Source organism: Flavobacterium xizangense (genome assembly GCF_054075145.1).
Window position 1 is genome coordinate 987,435 of the sequence record NZ_JBSIPG010000001.1, and the last position, 21,561, is coordinate 1,008,995.

Here is a 21,561-nt window from a genome sequence, read left to right on the forward strand (position 1 = left end):
TTACTTCTTAGGTTTAATTTCTTCTTTTGCTTTTATGATAACAGGCAGTATAAATTGCGTTTTTACCGGAATGCCGCGTTTGATTGCCGGATTTACTTTTGGAAAATCAATCAGGCGGGCATGAAGAATACTGTCTACTTTGATGGTATCATAAGCTATAGAATCTTTAGGGAATTGTGGTTCGAATTCCATTTTTGAATTTGGAAAAATAGTCACTTTTACCGAAATCGTATCCAATTCAGGATATAAAATAGAAAGACTATCAATTTTTAGTTTTTCCTGAACAAGCTGTGACATTACATCAAAAAAACATTTTTGACGTTGTTTCTCGTCCGGAATTGTTTCGCATTCAGCGACGCTTGGATATTCATCCACTTCTTTCCAATTGATAGCTTTTAGTTCCTTTCGAAGTAATTCTTTTTCAGACGGAACCTTCTTCTCAAAATATTGACAAGAACCGAAAAATAAAAAAATTAAAAAAATAGAAAACTGCTTCAAGATTTTGAGGTTGAGTTGAATAAAGAGAAATTATGGTATAAAAATACGATTATTTTTTTTGAGAACCTTTGTATTCTAAATAATCTTGATAGTTTTCAGAGAGCCATTGTTGTTTATTTTGCGCGGCGACTTCCTTTTGGTCAGGATATAAGGAAGCAAGCCGGTCTGAGAATGTAGCAATCTGAACTGTGTAAGTATAAAATTCGGTTTTCGTTAAAACAATATTTGGATCTTGTTTGCGGTTAAAGAATTCAAGAAAAAGCGTGTCAAATTCTTTTAATGAAAAATTTAATACTTTTTTCTTATTACTTTTATAAATGCTGTCTTGAAGCAAAAGATCATCTAAGGGAAGTTTTTGAGTCTGAGCGTATAAATTTGAATTGATAAAAAGTATCAATAAGAAAAATGCAAATATTTTCAAAAATCGTGTCATAGCTTATTTTTTCTAGGATTTGCAAATACAATTTACAAAAAAAATATGGATTTAGTATTGTTGTTGCTCGGTTTTATCTGTATGATTATCGGTATTTTTGGCAGTTTTTTGCCTGTTTTGCCCGGCTTATCAAGTTGTTGGGTCGGCCTATTGCTTTTATATCTCACAAAAGCGGTCGAAAATAATTATTGGGTGTTGGGTATTACATTATTAATTACAATTGTCATTACTATTCTTGATTATATAATTCCATCAAAGGGAACAAAAAAGTTTGGTGGAAGTTCGTATGGAGTCTGGGGTACAAACATTGGTTTAATAGTTGGAATTTTGGCACCAATACCTTTTGGAGTCATAATTGGACCATTTGTTGGCGCATTTTTAGGAGAACTCATTTACGATTCAAAAAACCATCAACGAGCATTAAAAGCGGCAACTGGATCATTGCTTGGATTTTTGGCCTCAAGCTTCATTAACTTTCTGTTTTGTATTATTTTTCTTGGCATTTTTTTACATCTAACATGGGAATATCGAAACATATTATTTTAATTGTGTAAAAGTACTTAGGATTTTTCTTATGTTTTATATGTTTTTAAAAAATATTAAAAATTTCATAAACATATTTTTATTTTCTTTTGATAACGAAAGCGTTATGTTTATTGATGTTGAGCGGAATTAGTGTTAATAAGCTGTTAATCGGGTATGTATATTCTTAACTTATTTTTTGGAAATGTTAAAATATTTTATATTTTTATCCTGATAAACGATAAAAAGCCTCACTTTATCGATTATTTTTAACAAGTATAAATAATTATTTATTTTTAAGTTATGAGTATGACCCCAAACCTACAAATTGAACTTAGACGTTTTATTTCTTCTAATGTTGTTTCTAAGCTAAACAAATTTTATTTTGAAAATGATGCTCTTTTAATCAAGGGAATTGATGTTTCGATTGGCACAGTTTTAATGGGCCTTTATAACAAAGCCGAAGAATTAGGCTTTTATAAAGAAATCATCTCATTGATCGAAGACGATTCAACCTTTTATCAGGAAGTCGATTTTGCTTCTGGACGAATTTTATCAGTTGACGACTGTTATCGCATCGAAGGAAACGCTATCTTAAAAGAAATCTTTACCAACAAAAAAGGCAGAATTTCTGAAATGATTTCAAACGAAGTCGGAATCAAAAGTGAAACAGCCCGCGAAATCCTAAATTTCTCTGCACTACTTGTTGTTTCTTATCTTAAAAACAATATTCAGCTTTTAGACAGTTTAAAATTGCTTTTGGAGGAACAAAAAAGAGAAATCCTTAACAGCATTCAGCCTGGAATCAAAATCATTTTAGGATTTGCATGTTACGAAACAGTTGAAGACAAAAATCAAAACATCGGAAGATCAATCTTCACACTTTTTGGACATAACTTTTTCAGTTTCTAAAAAAAAATCCCATTTTACGCAAGGCAAAACAGGATTTGATATCTAATCAAATTGGAAACGGTATTATGCGTTTTTCAAATTGATAATCTCTTGGTCTGTCAGGAAACGCCAGTTCCCTCTCGGCAGATTCTTTTTAGTTAAACCAGCAAATGAAACGCGGTCAATACGCAAAACATCATAATCAAAATGTTCGAAAATAGCACGAACTACCTTTACATTAGATGATTTTAATTTAAGACCAACTTCGCTTTTTGCTTCTTTTTCAATATAACTAACTTCTTCAACAAACACACGGTGCCCGTCAAGAACCAAACCTTTGCTGATTTTTTCCAAATCCTCAAATTTCAAGTTTTTGTCTAAAGAAACCTGGTAAATTTTAGATGATTTTTGATTCGGTAAGGTAAATTTACGAATCATATCAGTATCATTTGTAAACAATAATAAACCTGTTGTATTCTTGTCCATTCTTCCAACAGCTGCAATTTTTGCATTTGTAGATCCGCGAACAAGTTCCAATACATTACGATATTCCTGTCCTTCATCAAAGGCAGTCGTAAAGTTTTTAGGTTTGTTTAATAAAATGTATTCTTTCTTTTCAGGAGTCAAAACAACGCCGTCAAAATTTACAACGTCATTTAATTTTACTAAATAACCCATTTCAGTAACCGGAACGCCATTTACTTTCACGTTTCCAGACTGAATATATATATCCGCATCACGACGTGAACACACGCCAGAATTTGAGATGTATTTGTTCAGACGAATTTCATCTGAAGCCTTTTGTCTTTTTGGTGCCTGATTTTGTTTCTTAAATTTTTGTTCAGCAGCTTCCTTCGCCGCTTTAACCTCAGGCTTTTCTTTTTTCGGCCCTTGCGCGCGTTTTGCCATTGGTGGTTTTGGCTTACTAGAGTTTGATCTTGAGCTATTTGGTCTTGATCCGCCTCTTTTATTATTGCCTTCCTTGTTGTTCATAAAATCATTAATTTGTGCAAAGATAGTTTTTTCTGCCCAAATAAACCTAAGTTCAATGTTCTTAGATTAATAGCAAAAAATAGAAAAGGATTTTGAAGCATCGCAATTGGCTTTTTTTCAGGCAATAATTCCCGCTTTCCGTTTCAATCTTTTATTTTTTTAAAGAAAAAAAATAAAAGGATTTTCACTTCAATCGGGGCTAGAATTCAAACAATTGGCTTCTTTTAAACGTTTTATTTTTTAAAAAAGATTCCAAAGCGAAAAATCCTCGGGCAAATTAATAGTTGGAAATCAATTCTTTCCCATGCCACAAAACACTTGGATTAATCAAAACAATACAAAATACTCCTGCCACAATCAGAAATTTCAAAACATTGTGAAGCATTAAAAATTGTTCTTTAGAATTCGATTTCCATAAATACAAAAGAAAAAAAAGCAATACAACAAAGCATACATAAAAGTAGATATCCATGTATCCAACATCATAAACATTGACTAAAATATAAACTGGAATAATAGTCAAAAATGTCAAAACGGTAATAATCTGTTTAGAAATCTTTTCACTGTAAAGTATCGGAATTGTTCTATAATCATTAGCCAGATCACCTTTCAGATTTTCTAAATCCTTTATCATTTCCCGAATCAGCAACAGCAAAAACAAGAAAACCGCATGCGCAGAAATTACCATAAAATGGCTCATATGATTTTCAATTTCTTCAAACGAAATCGAATTGTAGAAATATAATAAAATGGCAAAAAACGGAATTACAGCCATAAGCGCAGCCGTTAAATTGCCTATAAAAGGGTATTTCTTTATTTTATGAGAATAAAACCAAATCAGAAAAATGTAAGCAGAAAAAAATAAAAAGGCACGCCACGAAACAATCGAAGCCATTAAAACAGCCAAAAAATTCAAGCTGAAATAAACGGTTAATTTTGTTTTCTGACTAACCAAACGATCCAGCATCGACTTGTTTGGTCTGTTGATCAAATCCTTCTGACTATCATAAAAATTATTGATAATATAACCCGAAGCAATGGTAATCGCCGAAGCAAAAACAATCAGAAACAAATAAAAATCCAAGATGATGTCAAGCGCTCTTTTTTCTGGAGCCAAAATAAAAATTGCCGATAAATATTGTGCTAAAACAATAATAGGAATATTATAGCCACGTACTACAGAAAACAAACTGACGATTTTCATTACTACAAGTTTGTGCTGTCTGCTTAACATAAATTATAAAGTATGATAGATTTGATTAAGGAAAGTTAAAGGATATTTTCTGATTCTGAAAATTTTAAACTTTTTTTTAAGAATTTTTCAGAATCAGAATCCGCATTTTTAATCGTGAATCATTTTTTGAACACCGCCATTTTGAGTAATCAAGCCGGTAGAAAGTCGTTAAAACTGATAAACAACTTCTAATTTATAGTCTTTTAAAGAGACTTTTGCGCGTTCTAAATCTTCGGTAAAACCAAGAATGTAACCGCCACCACCAGAGCCGCAAAGTTTTAGATAATAATCGTTAGTATCAATTCCGTGCTGCCAAATTCCGTGAAACTGTTCCGGAATCATTGGTTTGAAATTATTTAAAACAACCTTAGAAAGTTTTTTTGTATTTGTAAACAACGATTTCATATCGCCGTGTAAAAAGTTTTCTACGCAAGCATCTGTGTATTTAACAAATTGGTTTTTAAGCATTGCACGGAAACCTTTGTCTTTTAAGTTTTCCATAAAAATGTTGACCATTGGAGCCGTTTCACCAACAATTCCTGAGTCTAGCAAAAATACAGCGCCTTTTCCGTCAAAACTTTGAGTTGGAATTCCCGTTGCTTCAATATTATCTTTAGAATTAATTAAAATCGGAATGCTTAAATAACTGTTTAATGGATCTAAACCAGAACTTTTTCCGTGGAAAAAACTCTCCATTTGAGAGAATATATTTTTTAACTGTAATAGTTTTTCACGAGTCAAATTCTCTAAAACAGTGATTTTGTTGTTAGCATATTTATCATAAATAGCCGCAACAAGGGCACCGCTGCTTCCAACACCGTATCCTTGCGGAATACTAGAATCAAAATACATTCCCGTTTCGACATCATTTTTTAAAGTTTCTAAATCAAACGTAACCAAATCTGGTTGCTGAACTTGCAAAACTTCAAGATAAGAGACAAAGCTTTGTAGACTTTTGTTTGATGCAATTGCTTCAGCCGAAGGTTCTTCGGATTTCTTTAAAGCACCGTTGTAAAAATTATAAGGAATAGAAAGTCCTTTAGAGTCGCGGATAATTCCGTATTCTCCAAAGAGTAATATTTTTGAGTAAAATAGTGGTCCTTTCATGTTTGTTTTATGTCTTTCTTAAAAATTTAATTAAAGATACGGAAAATTATAATGCAATTGCCCCGCTTCCAATTTTGTCGCAAATGTACTGAGCATTCTGACAAAATACAACTAATTCGTCCTTAATAAATTGTAATACTTTCTCGCTAACGTTTTCGGGATAAAGCACATGCACATTTGCTCCGGCATCAAGTGTAAAACATACCGGAATCTGGGTTTCATTTCTAAATTTCCAAATTGCATTGATGATTTGCAGCGTATTTGGTTTCATCAAAATAAAATACGGCATTGAAGTCATCATCATGGCGTGCAAAGTCAAAGCTTCACTTTCTACAACTTTGATGAATTCTTCCAGATTTCCACTTTCAAAAATAGAAATCAGTTGATCTAAGTTTTCATGTGCCTGAGCAAAACGTCTTTTAGCATACGGATGATTGTGCATTAAATCGTGTCCAACTGTACTCGAAACTTGTTTTTCGCCTTTATCAACCAATAAAATTGTGTCTTGATAATTTTTGAAATTGTCATGAATAGCGTACGGAAATTCAATTCCAAATAAATCAGTACTTCCTTCAATATTGGCCTGATTTCCCCAAACCACAACATTTCCTTTTACACTTCTGCAAGCACTTCCAGAACCTAAACGAGCTAGAAATGAAGCTTTTTGAAAGAAATATTCATCGGTCATTTCAGGGTTCAGTTTTCTTTCCAAATTCATAAAATTCATTGCCAGCGCCGCCATTCCAGAAGCCGAAGATGCGATTCCCGAACTATGAGGAAAAGTATTCTGAGTATCAATTGTAAAATGATACTCTTTTAAAAATGGCAAATAAATTTCAACTCTTTCTAAAAACTTTTGAATCTTTGGTTTGAAATCTTCTTTTGGTTTTCCTTCAAAAAGCAAATCAAATGAAAAAGCATTTTGGTTTGCTCTTTTTTCAAAACTTAATTTCGTGATCGTTTTGCAATTATTTAAAGTAAAACTTACTGATGGATTTGCCGGAATCTGGTTGTCTTTTTTTCCCCAGTATTTCACTAATGCAATGTTGCTTGGAGCACTCCATTCGAAGTTTCCTTTTTCGATTGTCGAAGTATATGGAGTTGGAATAAAATCAGTTGCTGTAAACATGAATTGTAAAATTTTGGCAAAGATAGTTTTTAAATTTTTTCACCATATAAGTAATATAAGAAATTATAAGCAGGATTTACTAAAATGAACTTATATAACTTATATGGTTTAAATTTTCTTTTACTTATTTTTGAATTCAAAATTTGATGTAATGAATAAGTTTGTAAAAATTGCTATAGCTATAATGGTTTGTCTAGCAGTAGGATATTCTGCCAGTACCGTAACAAGACCCAGTATTGAGACATGGTATGTAACGTTAGAAAAACCAGTTTTTAATCCGCCGAATTGGATTTTCATGCCGGTTTGGACAATTCTTTACATTTTTATGGGGATTGCCGCAGGATTAGTTTGGGATAAAATCAAAGAGCAAAATGAGGAAGTTAAAAAAGCGCTAGGATTCTTTTTAATTCAATTAACATTAAATGCGATTTGGTCTTATTTATTCTTCGGATTAAAAAACCCGATGTTGGCTTTGATAGAAATTGCACTTTTATGGTTGTTCATTTATGAAACATATGTAAAGTTTATCAAAATCAATAAAACTGCAGGTTATTTATTAATTCCATATTTAGCTTGGGTTGCTTTTGCTGCTATTTTGAACGCTAGTATTTGGTGGTTGAATAGGTAAGTTTTTAATTTATTTCAGCTTCTTAAATTCATCATTTTTGGCATATAAAAATTCCATTGTTGCCAGAATATTTGGATTTTCTAATAGTATATTAGATTTTGGATCGGCATCACAAAATTGAAGAAAGAGCTCTTTTTCCTCAGAATTCAATTTTAATTCTTTAAAAAAAAAATCTTCAGGACAAGTTGTTGCGATTAATTTTCTAAAATCAATTTTTGGGATTTCTTTTTTAGACTCTTCGTCTTTTTTTAATAAGTTGTAAATTTGTTTGCCCAAATAAATGAAATCGATGTCTAACGGGCTTCCCTTTACCTCATTAAAGCCTTCAATTTTTAAACCTGGTCTTGATTTATGATCGTTTAGTTTTATTTGTTTTATATCTTCTTTGGTCAAGAAAATATCTTTTGCTGTTACATTTGAAATAATTACTTCGTTTAATTCTTCCGCTTTCGGAATCATATTTACGATAAGATTATTGGTTTCGATTTGTTTTGCCGTAATTTTTAATCGTGTGAATAAATAATCTTTGGCAAAAAAAATCAAGCTATCCTGTGCTTTTACTGCAATTGAAAATTCTCCCAACTCATTTGTTTTAGTGCTGATTTTAGTGGTCTTATTAATTACTTCCACTTTGTTAAGAGGAACGTTATTAGAAAAGACTTTTCCGTGAAGCAGTTTTTCTGTTTGGGAAATAGAGAGTTGGTAAGTGAAAAAAGAAATTGTGGTAAGTAATTTTACTTTCATGTAATGGTATTTAATTTTTATTTCCAGAATTTAGTTTCTTAAATTCTTCATTTTTAGTATATAAAAAATCCATAGTTGAAAGGATATTTGGATGCTCTAAAAGTGTTTTGGATCTTGGATCAGACTCGCATAATTGAAGAAATAATTCTTTTTCATCAAGGCTTAATTTTAAATCTTTTGAGAAAAAATCCAGCGGAATTGATGTTGCAATGAGTTTTTTAAAATCCATTTCAGGTACTTTCTTTTTAGGTTCTTCTTTTTCTCTTTTGAATAAACCAAACAGACCGCCACCAACAGCGCCAATATTCATTCCGTTTGCAATAGTACCATTGTTAAAACCTGGTATATATCGAGTTAAATCCTTATTTGCTCTTTCTATATTGATCTTATTTATGGCTTCTGCATCGTATTCAATTTTTTTCGGGAAGTTAATTTTTGTAATTACGACCTCATCCAATTCTTCCGGTCTTGGAATCATGTTCACTATTAAACTAGTGGCTTCAAGATTTTCTTTTGTGATTTTTAATCTTGTAAAGAAAAAGTCTTTGGAGAAAAAAATCAGACTATCTTTTACGCTAACTGAAATAGTAAATTCCCCCAAAGCGTTTGTGGTAGTGCTTGTTTTTGCGGTTTTGTTTATTACTTCTACTTTATTAAGGGGAATATTATTTGAAGTAACTTTCCCCTGAAGTAGCTTTTCTGTTTGAGAAATAGAAAGTTGGTAAGTGAAAAAAGAAATTGTGGTAAGTAATTTTACTTTCATTTAATGGTATTTAGTTGAGAGTAAAATTATTAGAATAGTCTTAACGAAAACTTGTGAAATCTGTAAATTCTTGTTAATTATGATGCCGGATCTTTTTAGCAAATACTTCAAACTCACCGTTATTAAATAAAACAGGACCATGGCCAAAACAAAGTATTTTTGGTTTTAGGGAAGCCAATTTTAGAATAGATTTTCTATTTGTTTTTTGATTTGTCGTGAAGAGATTTGGTGGTTCGTGAAGTCCAACTTTTGTAGTTAATAAATTCATATTGGTCATAACGTCTCCCACAATTAAAACACCGTCATTTTCTCTGAAAAAAGATAGATGTCCGCTTGAATGTCCGGGCGTTTCAATAACCGTAAATCCGCCAATTTTGTCTCCTTCTTTCAAGATTTCAGAAACTTGGTGACCTTTTCCTGCCCAGAAGTTTTTCTGAAATTTCGAAATTATATGATTTGGATTTGGATATTCTTTAATTACATTTCCGTTTTCAGCCAATTCTTTTTCAGGTTCACTGCATAAAAGCGGAATATTTAGCGTTTCGCAGATTATTTTACTGCTTCCCTGATGATCGGCGTGAGCGTGAGTTAGTGCGTGTTTGGTTAGAGTTATGTCTTTTAAGGCTTTTAGAATTTTTTCGTTTGAGCTTCTAATTCCAGCATCGATTAAAACATCTTCAATTACATAACAATTAATGGCGTTTCTTGGAAATAAAGGAATTTGGTAAACGTCTTTGGCAATAGTTTTCATTTTTTTGAATTTTATATTGACAAAGATTTGAATTCAGTTTTTCAATTCACTTGATAAATGTTAAGAAATGCTTTGACGAATTCGGCTCAAAGATTCTGGTGTAATTCCAAGAAAGGAAGCAATGTAAATTAATGGAGTGCGTTGGATTATTTTGGCTGGCGCTGATTCCAGAAAAGTAAGGTATTTTTCTTTTGCCGGAATCATCTGCAATTTTAAAACGCGATCTGCCATACAAAGATAATTTTGTTCAGCGAGAATTCTTCCAACGCGTTCCCAATTCGGAATTTCGTTATATAGAAACTGCATTTTTTCAAAAGTGATAGAAAGAACTTCACAATCTTCAACACACTGAACATTTTCAAACGAAACAGATTGGTTGATGAAACTGGAATACGAAGCAATAAAACCATCATCACAGCTTAAATAGGTCGTGATTTCTTTTCCATCTTTTAAGTAGTAAACACGAGCCAAACCTTCAACAATAAAAAAGATTTTGCTGCTGATTTTTCCCATTGAAGAAAGAAATTCTTTGCCCGTAAAACTTTCATATTCAAAACAAGAATCGATCTTTTCGATTTCATTTTCAGAAAACGAAGCGATTGATAATATTTGTTTTTGTAATGAAGGATTCACGATTTAAAGTATCTCAATTAATTCTGAAGCACTGTTAATGACCAATTTTGCCCCGCTCGTTTTCAATTCATCTTCGGTTCTGTAACCCCAGGAAACTCCAACCGGAAACATATTTGCATTTATTGCTGTTTTCATATCGATATCTGAGTCGCCTACAAAAAGAATTTCTTCAGGTTTTAAATTCCAGCGTTTGCTTATTTCAACAGCCTCAAACGGATTTGGTTTTTTAAGTTCTTCTGTGCTTAAACCCACTGCAGTATCAAAATAATCAGGGAATAGTTCTGACGCTATTTTTTTGGTCAACTCATCAGCTTTGTTGGAGAAAACCGCTAATTTGATATTTTGTGAACTTAAATGGTCTAATAACTCAACAATTCCATCATATGGTTTTGTTTTTAGTGTGCAGATTTTTCGATATTCATTGATCAATGACTCAAAACAAATTTCAATTTGTTTTGAGTCATTGTTTGATTCGGGCAAAGCTTTGCTTATAAGATTTCGTAATCCGCTTCCAATAAAGTATTGATAAGTTTCGTAAGTATGAGTTGGGTAATTTAGACCTTTAAGAACGATGTTCATTGCATCCGAAATATCGTGAAGAGAGTTTACTAACGTTCCGTCTAAATCAAAAATAATTCCTTTAAATTTCATTTTTTATTAAATATTTTGAGCCAGAATAAACCCGCTTGTCCAAGCATTCTGAAAATTAAATCCGCCAGTAATAGCGTCGATATTTACAATTTCACCAGCAAAATAAAGGTTTTCGTGAATTTTGCTTTCCATAGTTTTGAAGTTGATTTCTTTTAAATCGATTCCGCCAGCGGTTACAAATTCTTCTTTAAAAGTACTTTTTCCGTTTACTTGGAATTTTGCCTTTGTAAGCTGTGAAGCTAAATTCTGTAATTGATTTTTAGATAAATCTGCCCATTTAGTTTCAACTTCAATTTCAGAAGCCAAAACAAGACTTTCCCATAAACGATTCGGAAAGTCAAAAGCTGATTTTTTTGAAACCGCTTTTTTAGCGTGTTCCTGTTTTAAATCTTTTAGGATTTTTTCTGCATCTTCGGTATCAACATCATTTAACCAATTAACGAAAATCGTAAACTGATAATTTTTATCGTGCAATATACGAGCACCCCAAGCCGAAAGTTTTAGAATCGCCGGACCGCTCATGCCCCAATGCGTGATTAATAAAGGACCAGTCGATTCGAGTTTTGTATCTTTTACATTTACGGTAACTTGTGCCGCAACGCCTGGTAATTCTTTAATTCGGGAATCTTTTATGTTGAAAGTAAATAGGGAAGGGACAGGGCTTACAATTGCGTGTCCGTGTTGTTGAAGCATTTCCCAGATTTTAGGATTGCTTCCAGTTGCTAGAACTAATTTTTCTGAGGCAAAATTGTCGCTTTGTGTATCAATTTTCCAATGATTTTCTTTTTTGAAAATAGATTGTACACTTTGACCAGTCAATACTTTTATGCCTAGTTTTTCAGTTGCTTTTAAGAAGCAATCAATTATGGTTTGTGATGAATTTGAGACAGGAAACATTCTTCCGTCTTCTTCAATTTTTAATTCAACGCCATGTTTCTCGAACCATTCGATCGTATCGCCGGAACAAAATTGATGAAAAGGACCGCGAAGTTCTTTTTCTCCTCTCGGATAAAATTTAACCAATTCGTTCGGTTCAAAACAAGCGTGCGTCACATTGCATCTTCCGCCTCCGGAAACTCGGACTTTAGAAAGGACTTCTTTTCCTCTTTCTAAAATGGCAATTTTCAGTTTCGGATTTTTCTCTGCAATATTAATCGCCGTAAAAAAACCTGCAGCGCCTCCGCCAACGATGATGATGTCGAAATTTTTGATCATATTTTTCGGGTCGCCACTCCCGATAGCTATCGGGATCACGAATTATTTTTTGACAATCTTTGAAAATAAAAATTCGTGAATTCGCGGCTATTTTACTTTTATATTTTATCTGGAAAATCAGTGATGATTCCGTTTACTTTATAACTTTTTATTTTTTGAATATCTTCTTCAATATTCACTGTCCATGGTAAAACCAGAAATCCTTTTTGCTGCATTTGCTTCGTATTTTCCTCAGTCAATAAATGATAATATGGATTAATCGCTTTTGCTTTTATAGTTTCGGCGAAAGCCAAAGCTAAATTCAAATCTGTTTCGGTTAAAACGCCAATTGGGATTTTCGAATCTAAATTATGAACTTCCAAAAGCGCATTCCAATCAAAACTGGAAATAATGAAATGTTCGTATTTCCAGTCTTTTTCAGAAACATATTCATCTATTAAAGAAACTACTTTTGTTAAAGCAGCGGCACTTTTCAATTCGATATTAATGAAGCATTTTTTATTGACTAAATCGAAAACTTCTTTTAAAGTAGGAATTTGATGTTTCTCAGCAATTGAAAAAGATTTTAGTTCCTGCAAAGAAAATGAATTTACAGCGCCTTTACCATTGGTCATTTTATCAATAGTTTCGTCGTGAATTACGATAACATTTCCGTCAGCGCTTAAATGTACATCGAGTTCGATTCCGTCTGAATTTAGATCTAATGCTTTTTGGAAAGCTTGTAAAGTATTTTCAGGTTCGTATGCTTTTGCACCTCTATGAGCTATTTTTAGCATTTTGCAGTGTTTTTTCTAACCGCAAAGGTCGCAAAGTTTTACGCAATGTTAGCAAATAAATTAGTGAAAATTAAATAGCCACGAATTCACGAATTTTATTCTCAAAGATTTTAAAAATAATTCGTGACTAAAAAATCTTAGCGACCTTTGCAGTTAAATCAGTTCCAGTAAAACAATATCAAAATCACTGTCAATAATCACTTTTCCGTCAATAACTTCTGTATTTTGATTGGAGTAAGTATCTTTTAATTTGGCTCCGTTCGGGAAGATATCGCCAACAGGAAGTTCTTTTCTTCCTTTTGGTAAATCTACTCCTATGATTACTTTATCTGTAAAAACACCTTTTGTAAATATTCTCGAAAAAGTATACGGATTGGCATTAATCAGTTTATGAACACCCGCTCCAACGGCTGGATGATTTTTTCTAAATTGTCCTAATTTCTGCCAATGCAAAAGTGTTTTCTGAGTTTCAGGATTATTCTGAATAGCATCCCAATTCATATTTGAGCGTAAAGTGGCATCGCCTTGAGTACCTTCAACAACTAAAGATCGGTTTGATTCGTCGCCATAGTAAACTTGAGACATTCCAGGGGAAAGCAACAATTTGGTTCCAGCTTCTATACCTTTTACACGATTTGCATCAAAAGGCTGACCGTCGTCGTGCGAAGACATATAATTAAGGACAGAATATCCTTTTAAGTCATTATTTAAATGATTCGAATATTTCGAAAATAAACCTTCATAATCGTTTTGAGCAGCATTCCATTTAAATTCAAAATTGATCATGCTGTTGAAACCATTCTGAAAATAATTTACTTTTCGATCTCCAAAATCATAATCCTGCCCACCACTGATTCCATAACCGTAAACTTCAGCAATAGTATAAAACGGATTTTGATCTAAAACGTCCAATGGATGATGTTTTTTCCAAGTTTCAAAAGCATAATCACATTCTTTTTTAAAATCGGCCCAAACGTTTTCATCAGTATGTTTTACAGTGTCGCCTCGGTAACCGTCAACTCCAAATTCTACAATATAATCGGTAAGCCATTTTATGATATAATATTTTGGTGTTCTTGGATAATTTGTTCTTTTGAAAAATTCATCCAATGATGCGATTTCTTTTTCGTAACGTCCTTCTTTTTTCCATTTTTCGATTAAAAAAGGAGGGAGCGCAACTTCCTGCGTACTTTCTGTTCTGACATCCGGAAGATTATCAACCAAAGTACACATTGTAGTGTTTTCGAATGATTTGTAATCGCAGACAACGCCGGTTCTTACCCAGTCTGAAGGCCAAACGGGATCTTCCGGAGTAACAGGTCCAGTATGATTTATTACGCCATCAAGAATTATTCTGATGCCTTTTTCGTGCGCTTTTTTAACCAATTTTGCTAAATCTTCTTTTGTTCCAAAGTTCGGATCTAAAGCCGTCCAGTCTTTTGCCCAATAGCCGTGAAAACCATAACTGAGTCCGGTTCCTTCGTCGACGCCATCGTGAATTTGTTCGACAATCGGCGTAAGCCAAATGGCATTTATTCCTAGTTTTTCAAAATATCCTGATTCGATTTTTTTAGTGATTCCGATGATGTCTCCGCCCTCAAATCCGCGAAGTTTTCCGGGAGTTTTGGTTCGGTTGAAATTGACGTCGTTCGAATTATCTCCGTTGTAAAAACGATCTGTAAGTAAAAAATAAACATTTGCTCCTTCCCAAACGAAAGGTGTTTTTGAAGTATTATTCATTGTAACTGATTTTGAGCCAGAACAACTCATTGTTAAGTATACTAAAGATAAAAAAAGGAAAGTGTATTTTTTCATTATTTTAGAATATTTTAGGATGCATTGTGTTGAAAAAAATAGCCACGACCCGAGCGATAGCGAACAGGCGAAGCAATTCACGAATTTTATTCTCAAAGATTTTAAAAAATAAATTCGTGAATTCGTGGCGGGAAAAAAATAGCTTCCCGCAGATCTCGCAGATTCGGCAGATTTTTTTTAAATTATCTGCTTAATCTCCTAAATCTGCGAGAGAGAAAATTTTGTTATTCCAATTCTAAAACCAAAGCTGATTTTGGTTCTAAAGTAATTTCAGAAGCTAAATCGAATGTTTTCCCTGTGATAACATCTTTTCCAGATTTAAAGTTTTTGATGTTTTCTTTAAAACGATTTGTTTTCACAACCTGCTCTTTTGCATTGTTATTGAAAACTACCATTACGGTTTTTGCATCTGTATATCTGAAATATACATATGTGTTATTTTCTGGAATATAATGTGTCATTTTTCCAAAATGAACCGCTTCGTTTGATTTTCTCCAGTTGAATAATTTTGAAGTGAAATCATAATATTGCGCTTGTTGAGGGGTTCTTCCTTCTCTTGTAAAAGCATTGTTTTTGTCGCCAGCCCATCCGCCAGGAAAATCTTGACGAATATCGGCATCGCCTTTGCTTTTGTCACCGCCCATTCCAATTTCTGAACCGTAATATACTTGCGGAATTCCACGAATTGTTGCCAATAAAGTCATCGCCAGTTTGTATTTTGGTAAATCATATTTGAACTTATCGTTCATACGGTCTGTGTCATGATTTTCGGCAAAAACCAAAATATTGTTGGTGTTTGGATATAAAAAATCCATTGCAAAATTGTTGTAGAATTTAATTAACCCGCTGTCCCAATTTGGTTGATCTTCGTTGAAAGCAGAAGTAACTTGGCTTTGAAGCGTAAAATCCATTACACTTGGAAGATTTGAATTATAATTTTCGATAGCACCAATTTTACTGTCTTTCTGCCAAAAAGCTAAATTCGCCTGATTGTGCATCCATATTTCACCCACAATATTAAAATTTGGATATTCATCTGTAATTGACTTTGCCCAATTTGCCATTGCCATTTTATCAGAATAATTATAAGTATCAACTCTAAATCCGTCAAGATTAGCAAATTCAATCCACCAAATGGCATTTTGAGTTAAGTATTTTGCCACTAAAGGATTTCTCAAATTCAAGTCCGGCATAGAAGGAACGAACCAACCGTCAACACAAACTTCCTGATCTGTTTTAGAAGCGTGAATATCTGTAATAACTTCACGTCGGTGATGCGTTTGTGTATAATTTTCGAATTGATTGATCCATGATTTAGTTGGTAAATCTTTGATCATCCAATGGGTAATTCCCCAGTGATTGGTCACATAATCCATAACCAGTTTCATGTTTTTTTTATGCATTTCTGATGATAAACGAACGTAATCTTCGTTCGTTCCATAACGCGGATCTATTTTGTAAACGTCTGACTGTGCGTAGCCATGATACGAATGTTGTTTGTCGTTGTCTTCGCATAAAGGCGTACTCCAGATTGTCGTTGCACCAAGAGACGAAATATAATCTAAGTTTTTGATGATTCCTTCGATATCACCGCCATGGCGGCCTCCCGGTTCTGAACGGTTTCCTTTTTCAGTTAAAACGGCGTCGTTGTCGTTTTTAGGATTTCCGTTGGCAAAACGATCCGGCATGATTAGGTAAATCAAATCCGATGCATCGTAACTTTTTCTGTCTGCCGAATTTGCTCTTCTTTCTTTAAGCGAATATTTCTGCGTAAGCGCCACTTTATTATTGTTTTTGAAAGAGAAAACCAATTCAGATGCTTTGATATTTTGTGTATCAATTGTAACGAAAAGGTAATTTGGGTTTTCTGTTTTTTCTACATTTTTGATCGTCACATTATTCGAAACTGAAGCTTCGTATTGTGAGATGTTTTTTCCGTAGAACATAATCTGTAGCTCTGGATTTTTCATTCCGGCGTACCAAAATGGCGGTTCTACTTTTTGGATTTGCGCTTTCGCGGAAGCGGAAAACAGCAAAACCATTAGGATTAATTTGTAGAATGTGTGGTTAATTTTTAGATTATTCATAGTTTTTTCTTTTTAGTTCGATTTCCTGCAAGGTTTTTCAAACCTTGTAGGTATGAATTGAGTAAAGTTTTAGAAAACCTACAAGGTTTTGTAAACCTCGCAGGATAAACATATTAGATTGTAAAATACCTAACAGGTTTTAAAAACCTGTTAGGATAACTATATCAGATTAAAAAAAAGACAAGTAATATTGGGGAAAATTACTTGTCTTTAAAAAAATTATTTCGTTTCAATTATGCTGATTGCATAACCTCCGCCAGGAGCAGATAATTGAGATAATTTTGATTTGTTTGTTACAGCAATTTTCTTGATTGTATAAGCTTGCGGATTCGTTTTGTAATGCGCATCTTTTGCATCAGCATAAATTGTTGCAGTGTATTTTTTACCTTTTTCAAGGAAACTAAAATCGATGTTTGATGTACGAGGCGTTTCTCCGTTTACGTTTCCAATAAACCAGTTGTTTGTTCCTTTTGCTTTACGGGCAACCGTGATAAAATCTCCTGGTTCAGCTTCAATATATTTACTTTCTGACCAGTCTACAGCCACATCTTTAATGAATTGGAATGCATCTGGAAAACGGTTGTAGTTCTCTGGAGTATCTGCCGCCATTTGCAACGGGCTATACATCGTAACGTATAAAGCCAATTGGTTGCAAATTGTACTGTTTACATGAGATTTGTTATCCGGATTCATTTTGCTGATATCCATTTCGAAGATTCCCGGAGTATAATCCATTGGACCACCAATTAAACGTGTAAATGGTAATACTGTAACGTGATTTGGTTTAGAACCTCCAAACGCTTGGTATTCTGTTCCTCTTGCTGCTTCGTTACCAATTAAGTTCGGGTATGTTCTGCAGATTCCTGTTGGACGAACAGCTTCGTGAGCGTTCACCATAATTTTATAATCAGCCGCTTTTTCGATAGCGTATTGATAATGGTTTACAATCCATTGATTGTAATGGTTTTCACCGCGAGGTAAAATATCTCCAACATAACCGCTTTTTACAGCATCATACCCATTGTCTTTCATGAATTTGTAAGCAGCATCCATGTGACGCTCGTAATTGCGAACAGAACCTGAAGTTTCATGGTGCATGATGATTTTTACACCTTTTGATTTTGCATATTCATGCAAACCTTTTACATCAAAATCTGGATAAGGAGTTAAGAAATCAAAAACATAATCTTTTGAATGTCCAAACCAGTCTTCCCAGCCTTCGTTCCAACCTTCAACCAAAACAGCATCGAAACCATTGGCAGCAGCAAAATCTATGTATTTTTTTACGTTAGCATTGTTTGCACCGTGCGTTCCACTTGGTTTTGCTTTTGAGAAATCAGAAACGCCCAATTGAACCGTTGGAAAATCATTTGTGTACGACCAAGAGCTTTTTCCTGTAATCATTTCCCACCAAACACCAACGTATTTTACTGGTTTAATCCAAGAAGTATCATCAATTTTTGATGGATCATTTAAGTTTAAAGTCATTTTTGAAGCTAAAATATCTCTAGCGTCATCGCTCACCATAATCGTTCTCCAAGGCGAGTGACTTGGCGCTTGCATATAACCTTTATCTCCTTTTGCATCTGGCGTTAACCAAGATTCGAAAACTAAGTTTTTGTCATCAAGATTCAGGTGCATACAAGAATAGTTGATCAAAGCTGCTTCGTGCAAGTTGATGTAGATTCCGTCAGCCGTTTTTAACATCAAAGAAGTCTGAACTCCTGTTGGAGAAAAAGATTTTTGAGAAACGTTTGCTGTATACGCTTTTTGAGACAAACCTCTGATTTCAGATAATTTCGATTTTGTATAATCGTATTCCTGAGTATCATAATCGCCCGGAATCCAGAAAGCAGTATGATCTCCAGTCATAGCAAATTGAGATCTTTCTTCTTTAATTACGAAATAAGTAAGATTCTTTTGCGCTGGGAATTCATATCTAAATCCAAGTCCGTCCTCAAATAAACGGAAACGAATTATAATCTGTCTGTCAGTTCCTTTTTGATTTAAAGTAACTGCCATTTCATTATAATGATTTCTGATGTTGTCTACTTCTCCCCAAACTGGTTTCCAAGTTTCATCAAAAGTTGAAGTTTTTGTGTCCACAACTGTAAAGTCATTTAGCAAAGATTTTTTATCATCTTTAAGTTCAAGACCAAGTTTACTGGTTTTTACAACTTCTTTATTTTTATATTTTAAATTGTAAACTGGAGTTCCGTCGTTTTGAAGAGAAAATTCCATTACGAACTTTCCTTCGGGTGATTTTAATTGTTGTGCTTCTGCAATTGAGGTAAAAGCAAACAAGATTAAACTTGCGAAAAATAAGTTTTTCATGTTTTTTAGTTTTATGTAATTTAATTTATTTGTACAAATTTACTTGCAATTACAGGATTTCCGTTAACTACAATTGTTAAATCTTGATCTCCGTCTACAGTAAAAGTTGTTTCGTTGTGATTTACAGCTACTTTTAAAATTTGATTTCTGAAATTAATTTTAAAAGAATAACCTTTCCATTCTTTTGGGATTTTTGGAGAAAAATGCAGTTGGTCGTTTTTCACCCTCATTCCACCAAAGCCTTCCACAATACTCATCCAAGTTCCCGCCATCGATGTGATATGACAACCTTCTTCCACTTCTTTATTATAATCGTCCAAATCCAAACGAGAAGTTCTTAAATAAAAGGTATATGCCATATCCATTTTATCTAAAGCTGCAGCCTGAATCGAGTGCACGCAAGGCGAAAGCGAACTTTCATGAACCGTAAATGATTCATAGAATTCAAAATTGCGTTTTAATTCTTCTTTCGAAAAATGATCTTCGAAGAAATAAAAACCTTGTAAAACATCAGCTTGTTTAATATATGGTGAACGTAATACACGATCCCAAGACCATTTTTGGTTGATTGGGCGTTGCGAACGATCTAAATCTTTTACCGGAACTAAATCTTTGTCTAAGAAACCATCTTGCTGTAAATAAATTCCAAGTTCTTTAGAAACCGGAAAGTACATGTTGTTAGCCACTTTTTTCCATTCCTGAATTTCATTCGCCGAAAGGCTTACTTTTTCTAAAATGCGTTTGTGATCTGCAGGATATTCTAAAGCGACTTTTGCAATTTGTTCCGATGCAAAATCGATACACCATTTAGCAATATAATTGGTGTAGAAATTATTGTTGATGTTGTTTTCGTATTCGTTTGGACCTGTAACTCCAAGAATTACATATTGATTTTTATCTTTAGAAAAAGATGCTCTCTGGTGCCAGAAACGCGCAATTCCGATTAAAACTTCTAAACCTTTTTCTGGAATATAAGAGTAATCGCCTGTGTAACGGTAATAGTTGTAAATCGCAAAAGCAATCGCACCATTTCTGTGGATTTCCTCGTGCGTGATTTCCCATTCGTTGTGGCATTCTTCTCCATTCATGGTCACCATTGGATACAAAGCAGCGCCGTTTTTGAAACCTAAATTGTCTTTAGCATTTTCAATCGCTTTATCCAATTGATTGTAACGGTAAGTCAATAAATTTCTCGCAACTTGCTGATCTTTAGTTGCCATGTAAAACGGAATACAATACGCCTCCGTATCCCAATAAGTTGATCCACCGTATTTTTCTCCAGTAAATCCTTTTGGACCAATATTTAAACGAGAATCTTTTCCTGAATAGGTTTGGTTTAATTGGAAAATATTAAAGCGAATTCCCTGTTGTGCTTTTACGTCACCTTCAATAGTAATATCTGACATTTCCCAGATTTTTGCCCAAGCTTCAATTTGATTTTGAAGTAAAGCATCATATCCGGAATTTACTGCCGATTTAATTACTTTTTCAGCTGCAGACAAAGTATTTTCGTGGTTTAAAGAAACCGTATATCCGCCAATTTTTTGAATTGATGAGGTTTGTCCTTTTGCAATAATAGTCCCGTAAGTATATTGAACTTTATCTGTTGTTGAATCGATTGTTGATGGCGAAACGTTGATGTTTTCTCCGTTTGCCAAAATCGTATTGTGCATGAAAGTCGTAACTTTAAAATGCGTTTTGAATGTTTGAGCGGTTACAAAGGCCTCGTTTGTGCCTTTTTTAACTTCAAGCGGTTCCCAGAATTTTTCTTCCCAGTTTGCATCTTCATTCGTTACACCAGCGTCAATATACGGTTTGTAAACGATTTTTGCATCTTTGTTTAAAGGTGTAATATCGTATTTGATAATTCCCGTTTCGTCTAAATCTAATGAAAGAAAACGACGAACGTTTACAGCGATTTCAGTTCCGTTTTTAAGAATTGCTTCAAAAGAACGATTGTACCATCCTTCTTTCATATTCAATTCTCTGCGGAAGTTTTTAACTTCGGCACAAGTATTTAAATCAAGATTTTCTTCGTTGATTTCAATATCAATTCCAATCCAGTTTGGAGCATTAAGTACTTTGGCAAAATATTTCGGATAACCGTTTTTCCACCAGCCTACTTTTGTTTTGTCTGGATAGTAAATTCCAGCGATATAACTTCCCTGAAAAGTTTCAGCTGAATAAGTTTCTTCAAAATTGGCGCGTTGTCCCATAGCGCCGTTTCCGATACTAAAAAGACTCTCAGAAGATTTTACTCTATCCGCATCAAATCCTTCTTCAATAATAGACCAATTGTCTGGTTTTATATAATCTTGGTTCATCTTTTAAATTAGATAATTGGGCAATTAGATAAT

The 21,561-nt window shown here is 33.6% G+C and carries 20 protein-coding genes; 3 read left to right on the plus strand and 17 right to left on the minus strand.

Features of this window, described 5'->3' with window-relative positions; translation table 11 throughout:
- Together ACWA1B_RS04180 and ACWA1B_RS04185 are read right to left on the minus strand one after the other, a co-directional pair.
- A complete protein-coding gene (locus ACWA1B_RS04180; RefSeq protein WP_456904591.1) occupies positions 1-498 on the minus strand; it encodes a hypothetical protein in 498 nt (165 codons plus the stop codon).
- A gap of 49 nt (positions 499-547) precedes the next feature.
- A complete protein-coding gene (locus ACWA1B_RS04185) occupies positions 548-931 on the minus strand; it encodes a hypothetical protein (protein WP_456904592.1) in 384 nt (127 codons plus the stop codon).
- A 45-nt stretch (positions 932-976) separates the two neighbouring features.
- Here ACWA1B_RS04185 and ACWA1B_RS04190 point away from each other — a divergent pair, with 45 nt between their 5' ends.
- Complete coding sequence (locus ACWA1B_RS04190; protein WP_456904593.1) at positions 977-1,477, plus strand: DUF456 domain-containing protein; 501 nt, start codon at positions 977-979, stop codon at positions 1,475-1,477.
- A gap of 285 nt (positions 1,478-1,762) precedes the next feature.
- Positions 1,763-2,365 carry a DUF937 domain-containing protein gene (locus ACWA1B_RS04195; protein ID WP_035646831.1) on the plus strand — a complete coding sequence of 201 codons (603 nt, stop codon included), beginning with the start codon at positions 1,763-1,765 and terminating at the stop codon, positions 2,363-2,365.
- A gap of 63 nt (positions 2,366-2,428) precedes the next feature.
- Here the strand turns inward: ACWA1B_RS04195 and ACWA1B_RS04200 are convergent, their stop codons facing one another.
- The 4 genes from ACWA1B_RS04200 to ACWA1B_RS04215 all read right to left on the minus strand — a co-directional run bounded on the left by ACWA1B_RS04200 (position 2,429) and on the right by ACWA1B_RS04215 (position 6,807).
- On the minus strand, positions 2,429-3,337 hold the full coding sequence (locus tag ACWA1B_RS04200) for a pseudouridine synthase (protein ID WP_456904594.1): 909 nt from the start codon (positions 3,335-3,337) through the stop codon (positions 2,429-2,431).
- A 277-nt stretch (positions 3,338-3,614) separates the two neighbouring features.
- The gene (locus ACWA1B_RS04205) at positions 3,615-4,571 is read right to left on the minus strand and encodes a geranylgeranylglycerol-phosphate geranylgeranyltransferase (protein ID WP_142450174.1); all 957 of its coding nucleotides are present in this window, start codon (positions 4,569-4,571) and stop codon (positions 3,615-3,617) included.
- 168 nt (positions 4,572-4,739) lie between these two features.
- Entirely contained in the window at positions 4,740-5,678 is a 939-nt protein-coding gene (locus ACWA1B_RS04210; protein WP_456904595.1) for a mevalonate kinase family protein, read from the minus strand.
- 46 nt (positions 5,679-5,724) lie between these two features.
- Positions 5,725-6,807 carry a diphosphomevalonate decarboxylase gene (locus tag ACWA1B_RS04215; protein ID WP_456904596.1) on the minus strand — a complete coding sequence of 361 codons (1,083 nt, stop codon included), beginning with the start codon at positions 6,805-6,807 and terminating at the stop codon, positions 5,725-5,727.
- Positions 6,808-6,958: 151 nt separating this feature from the next.
- On the opposite strand from ACWA1B_RS04215, the gene ACWA1B_RS04220 reads away from it, so the two are divergent.
- Entirely contained in the window at positions 6,959-7,435 is a 477-nt protein-coding gene (locus ACWA1B_RS04220; protein WP_456904597.1) for a TspO/MBR family protein, read from the plus strand.
- A 9-nt stretch (positions 7,436-7,444) separates the two neighbouring features.
- Here ACWA1B_RS04220 and ACWA1B_RS04225 read toward each other — a convergent pair whose 3' ends face one another.
- The 11 genes from ACWA1B_RS04225 to ACWA1B_RS04275 form a co-directional block, all read right to left on the minus strand.
- Entirely contained in the window at positions 7,445-8,179 is a 735-nt protein-coding gene (locus ACWA1B_RS04225; protein ID WP_456904598.1) for a carboxypeptidase-like regulatory domain-containing protein, read from the minus strand.
- A 10-nt stretch (positions 8,180-8,189) separates the two neighbouring features.
- Entirely contained in the window at positions 8,190-8,942 is a 753-nt protein-coding gene (locus ACWA1B_RS04230) for a hypothetical protein (RefSeq protein WP_456904599.1), read from the minus strand.
- Positions 8,943-9,015: 73 nt separating this feature from the next.
- On the minus strand, positions 9,016-9,693 hold the full coding sequence (locus ACWA1B_RS04235) for an MBL fold metallo-hydrolase (RefSeq protein ID WP_456904600.1): 678 nt from the start codon (positions 9,691-9,693) through the stop codon (positions 9,016-9,018).
- A 60-nt stretch (positions 9,694-9,753) separates the two neighbouring features.
- A complete protein-coding gene (locus ACWA1B_RS04240; protein ID WP_456904601.1) occupies positions 9,754-10,326 on the minus strand; it encodes a Crp/Fnr family transcriptional regulator in 573 nt (190 codons plus the stop codon).
- A 3-nt stretch (positions 10,327-10,329) separates the two neighbouring features.
- Positions 10,330-10,977, minus strand: a complete 648-nt coding sequence (locus tag ACWA1B_RS04245) for an HAD family hydrolase (RefSeq protein WP_456904602.1) — start codon at positions 10,975-10,977, stop codon at positions 10,330-10,332.
- A 6-nt stretch (positions 10,978-10,983) separates the two neighbouring features.
- Positions 10,984-12,192 (minus strand): BaiN/RdsA family NAD(P)/FAD-dependent oxidoreductase, encoded by a 1,209-nt coding sequence (locus tag ACWA1B_RS04250; RefSeq protein ID WP_456904860.1) that lies wholly within the window; start codon positions 12,190-12,192, stop codon positions 10,984-10,986.
- Between the two features lie 98 nt (positions 12,193-12,290).
- Complete coding sequence (locus ACWA1B_RS04255) at positions 12,291-12,968, minus strand: glycerophosphodiester phosphodiesterase (RefSeq protein ID WP_456904603.1); 678 nt, start codon at positions 12,966-12,968, stop codon at positions 12,291-12,293.
- A gap of 153 nt (positions 12,969-13,121) precedes the next feature.
- Positions 13,122-14,783, minus strand: a complete 1,662-nt coding sequence (locus ACWA1B_RS04260) for an alpha-amylase family glycosyl hydrolase (RefSeq protein WP_456904604.1) — start codon at positions 14,781-14,783, stop codon at positions 13,122-13,124.
- A gap of 224 nt (positions 14,784-15,007) precedes the next feature.
- The gene (locus ACWA1B_RS04265; RefSeq protein WP_456904605.1) at positions 15,008-16,870 is read right to left on the minus strand and encodes a glycoside hydrolase family 13 protein; all 1,863 of its coding nucleotides are present in this window, start codon (positions 16,868-16,870) and stop codon (positions 15,008-15,010) included.
- A 219-nt stretch (positions 16,871-17,089) separates the two neighbouring features.
- On the minus strand, positions 17,090-19,204 hold the full coding sequence (locus tag ACWA1B_RS04270; protein WP_456904606.1) for a glycoside hydrolase family 97 protein: 2,115 nt from the start codon (positions 19,202-19,204) through the stop codon (positions 17,090-17,092).
- Positions 19,205-19,224: 20 nt separating this feature from the next.
- Positions 19,225-21,528, minus strand: coding sequence for a glycoside hydrolase family 65 protein (locus ACWA1B_RS04275; RefSeq protein ID WP_456904607.1), 2,304 nt, complete (start codon positions 21,526-21,528; stop codon positions 19,225-19,227).
- Positions 21,529-21,561 lie beyond the last annotated feature (33 nt).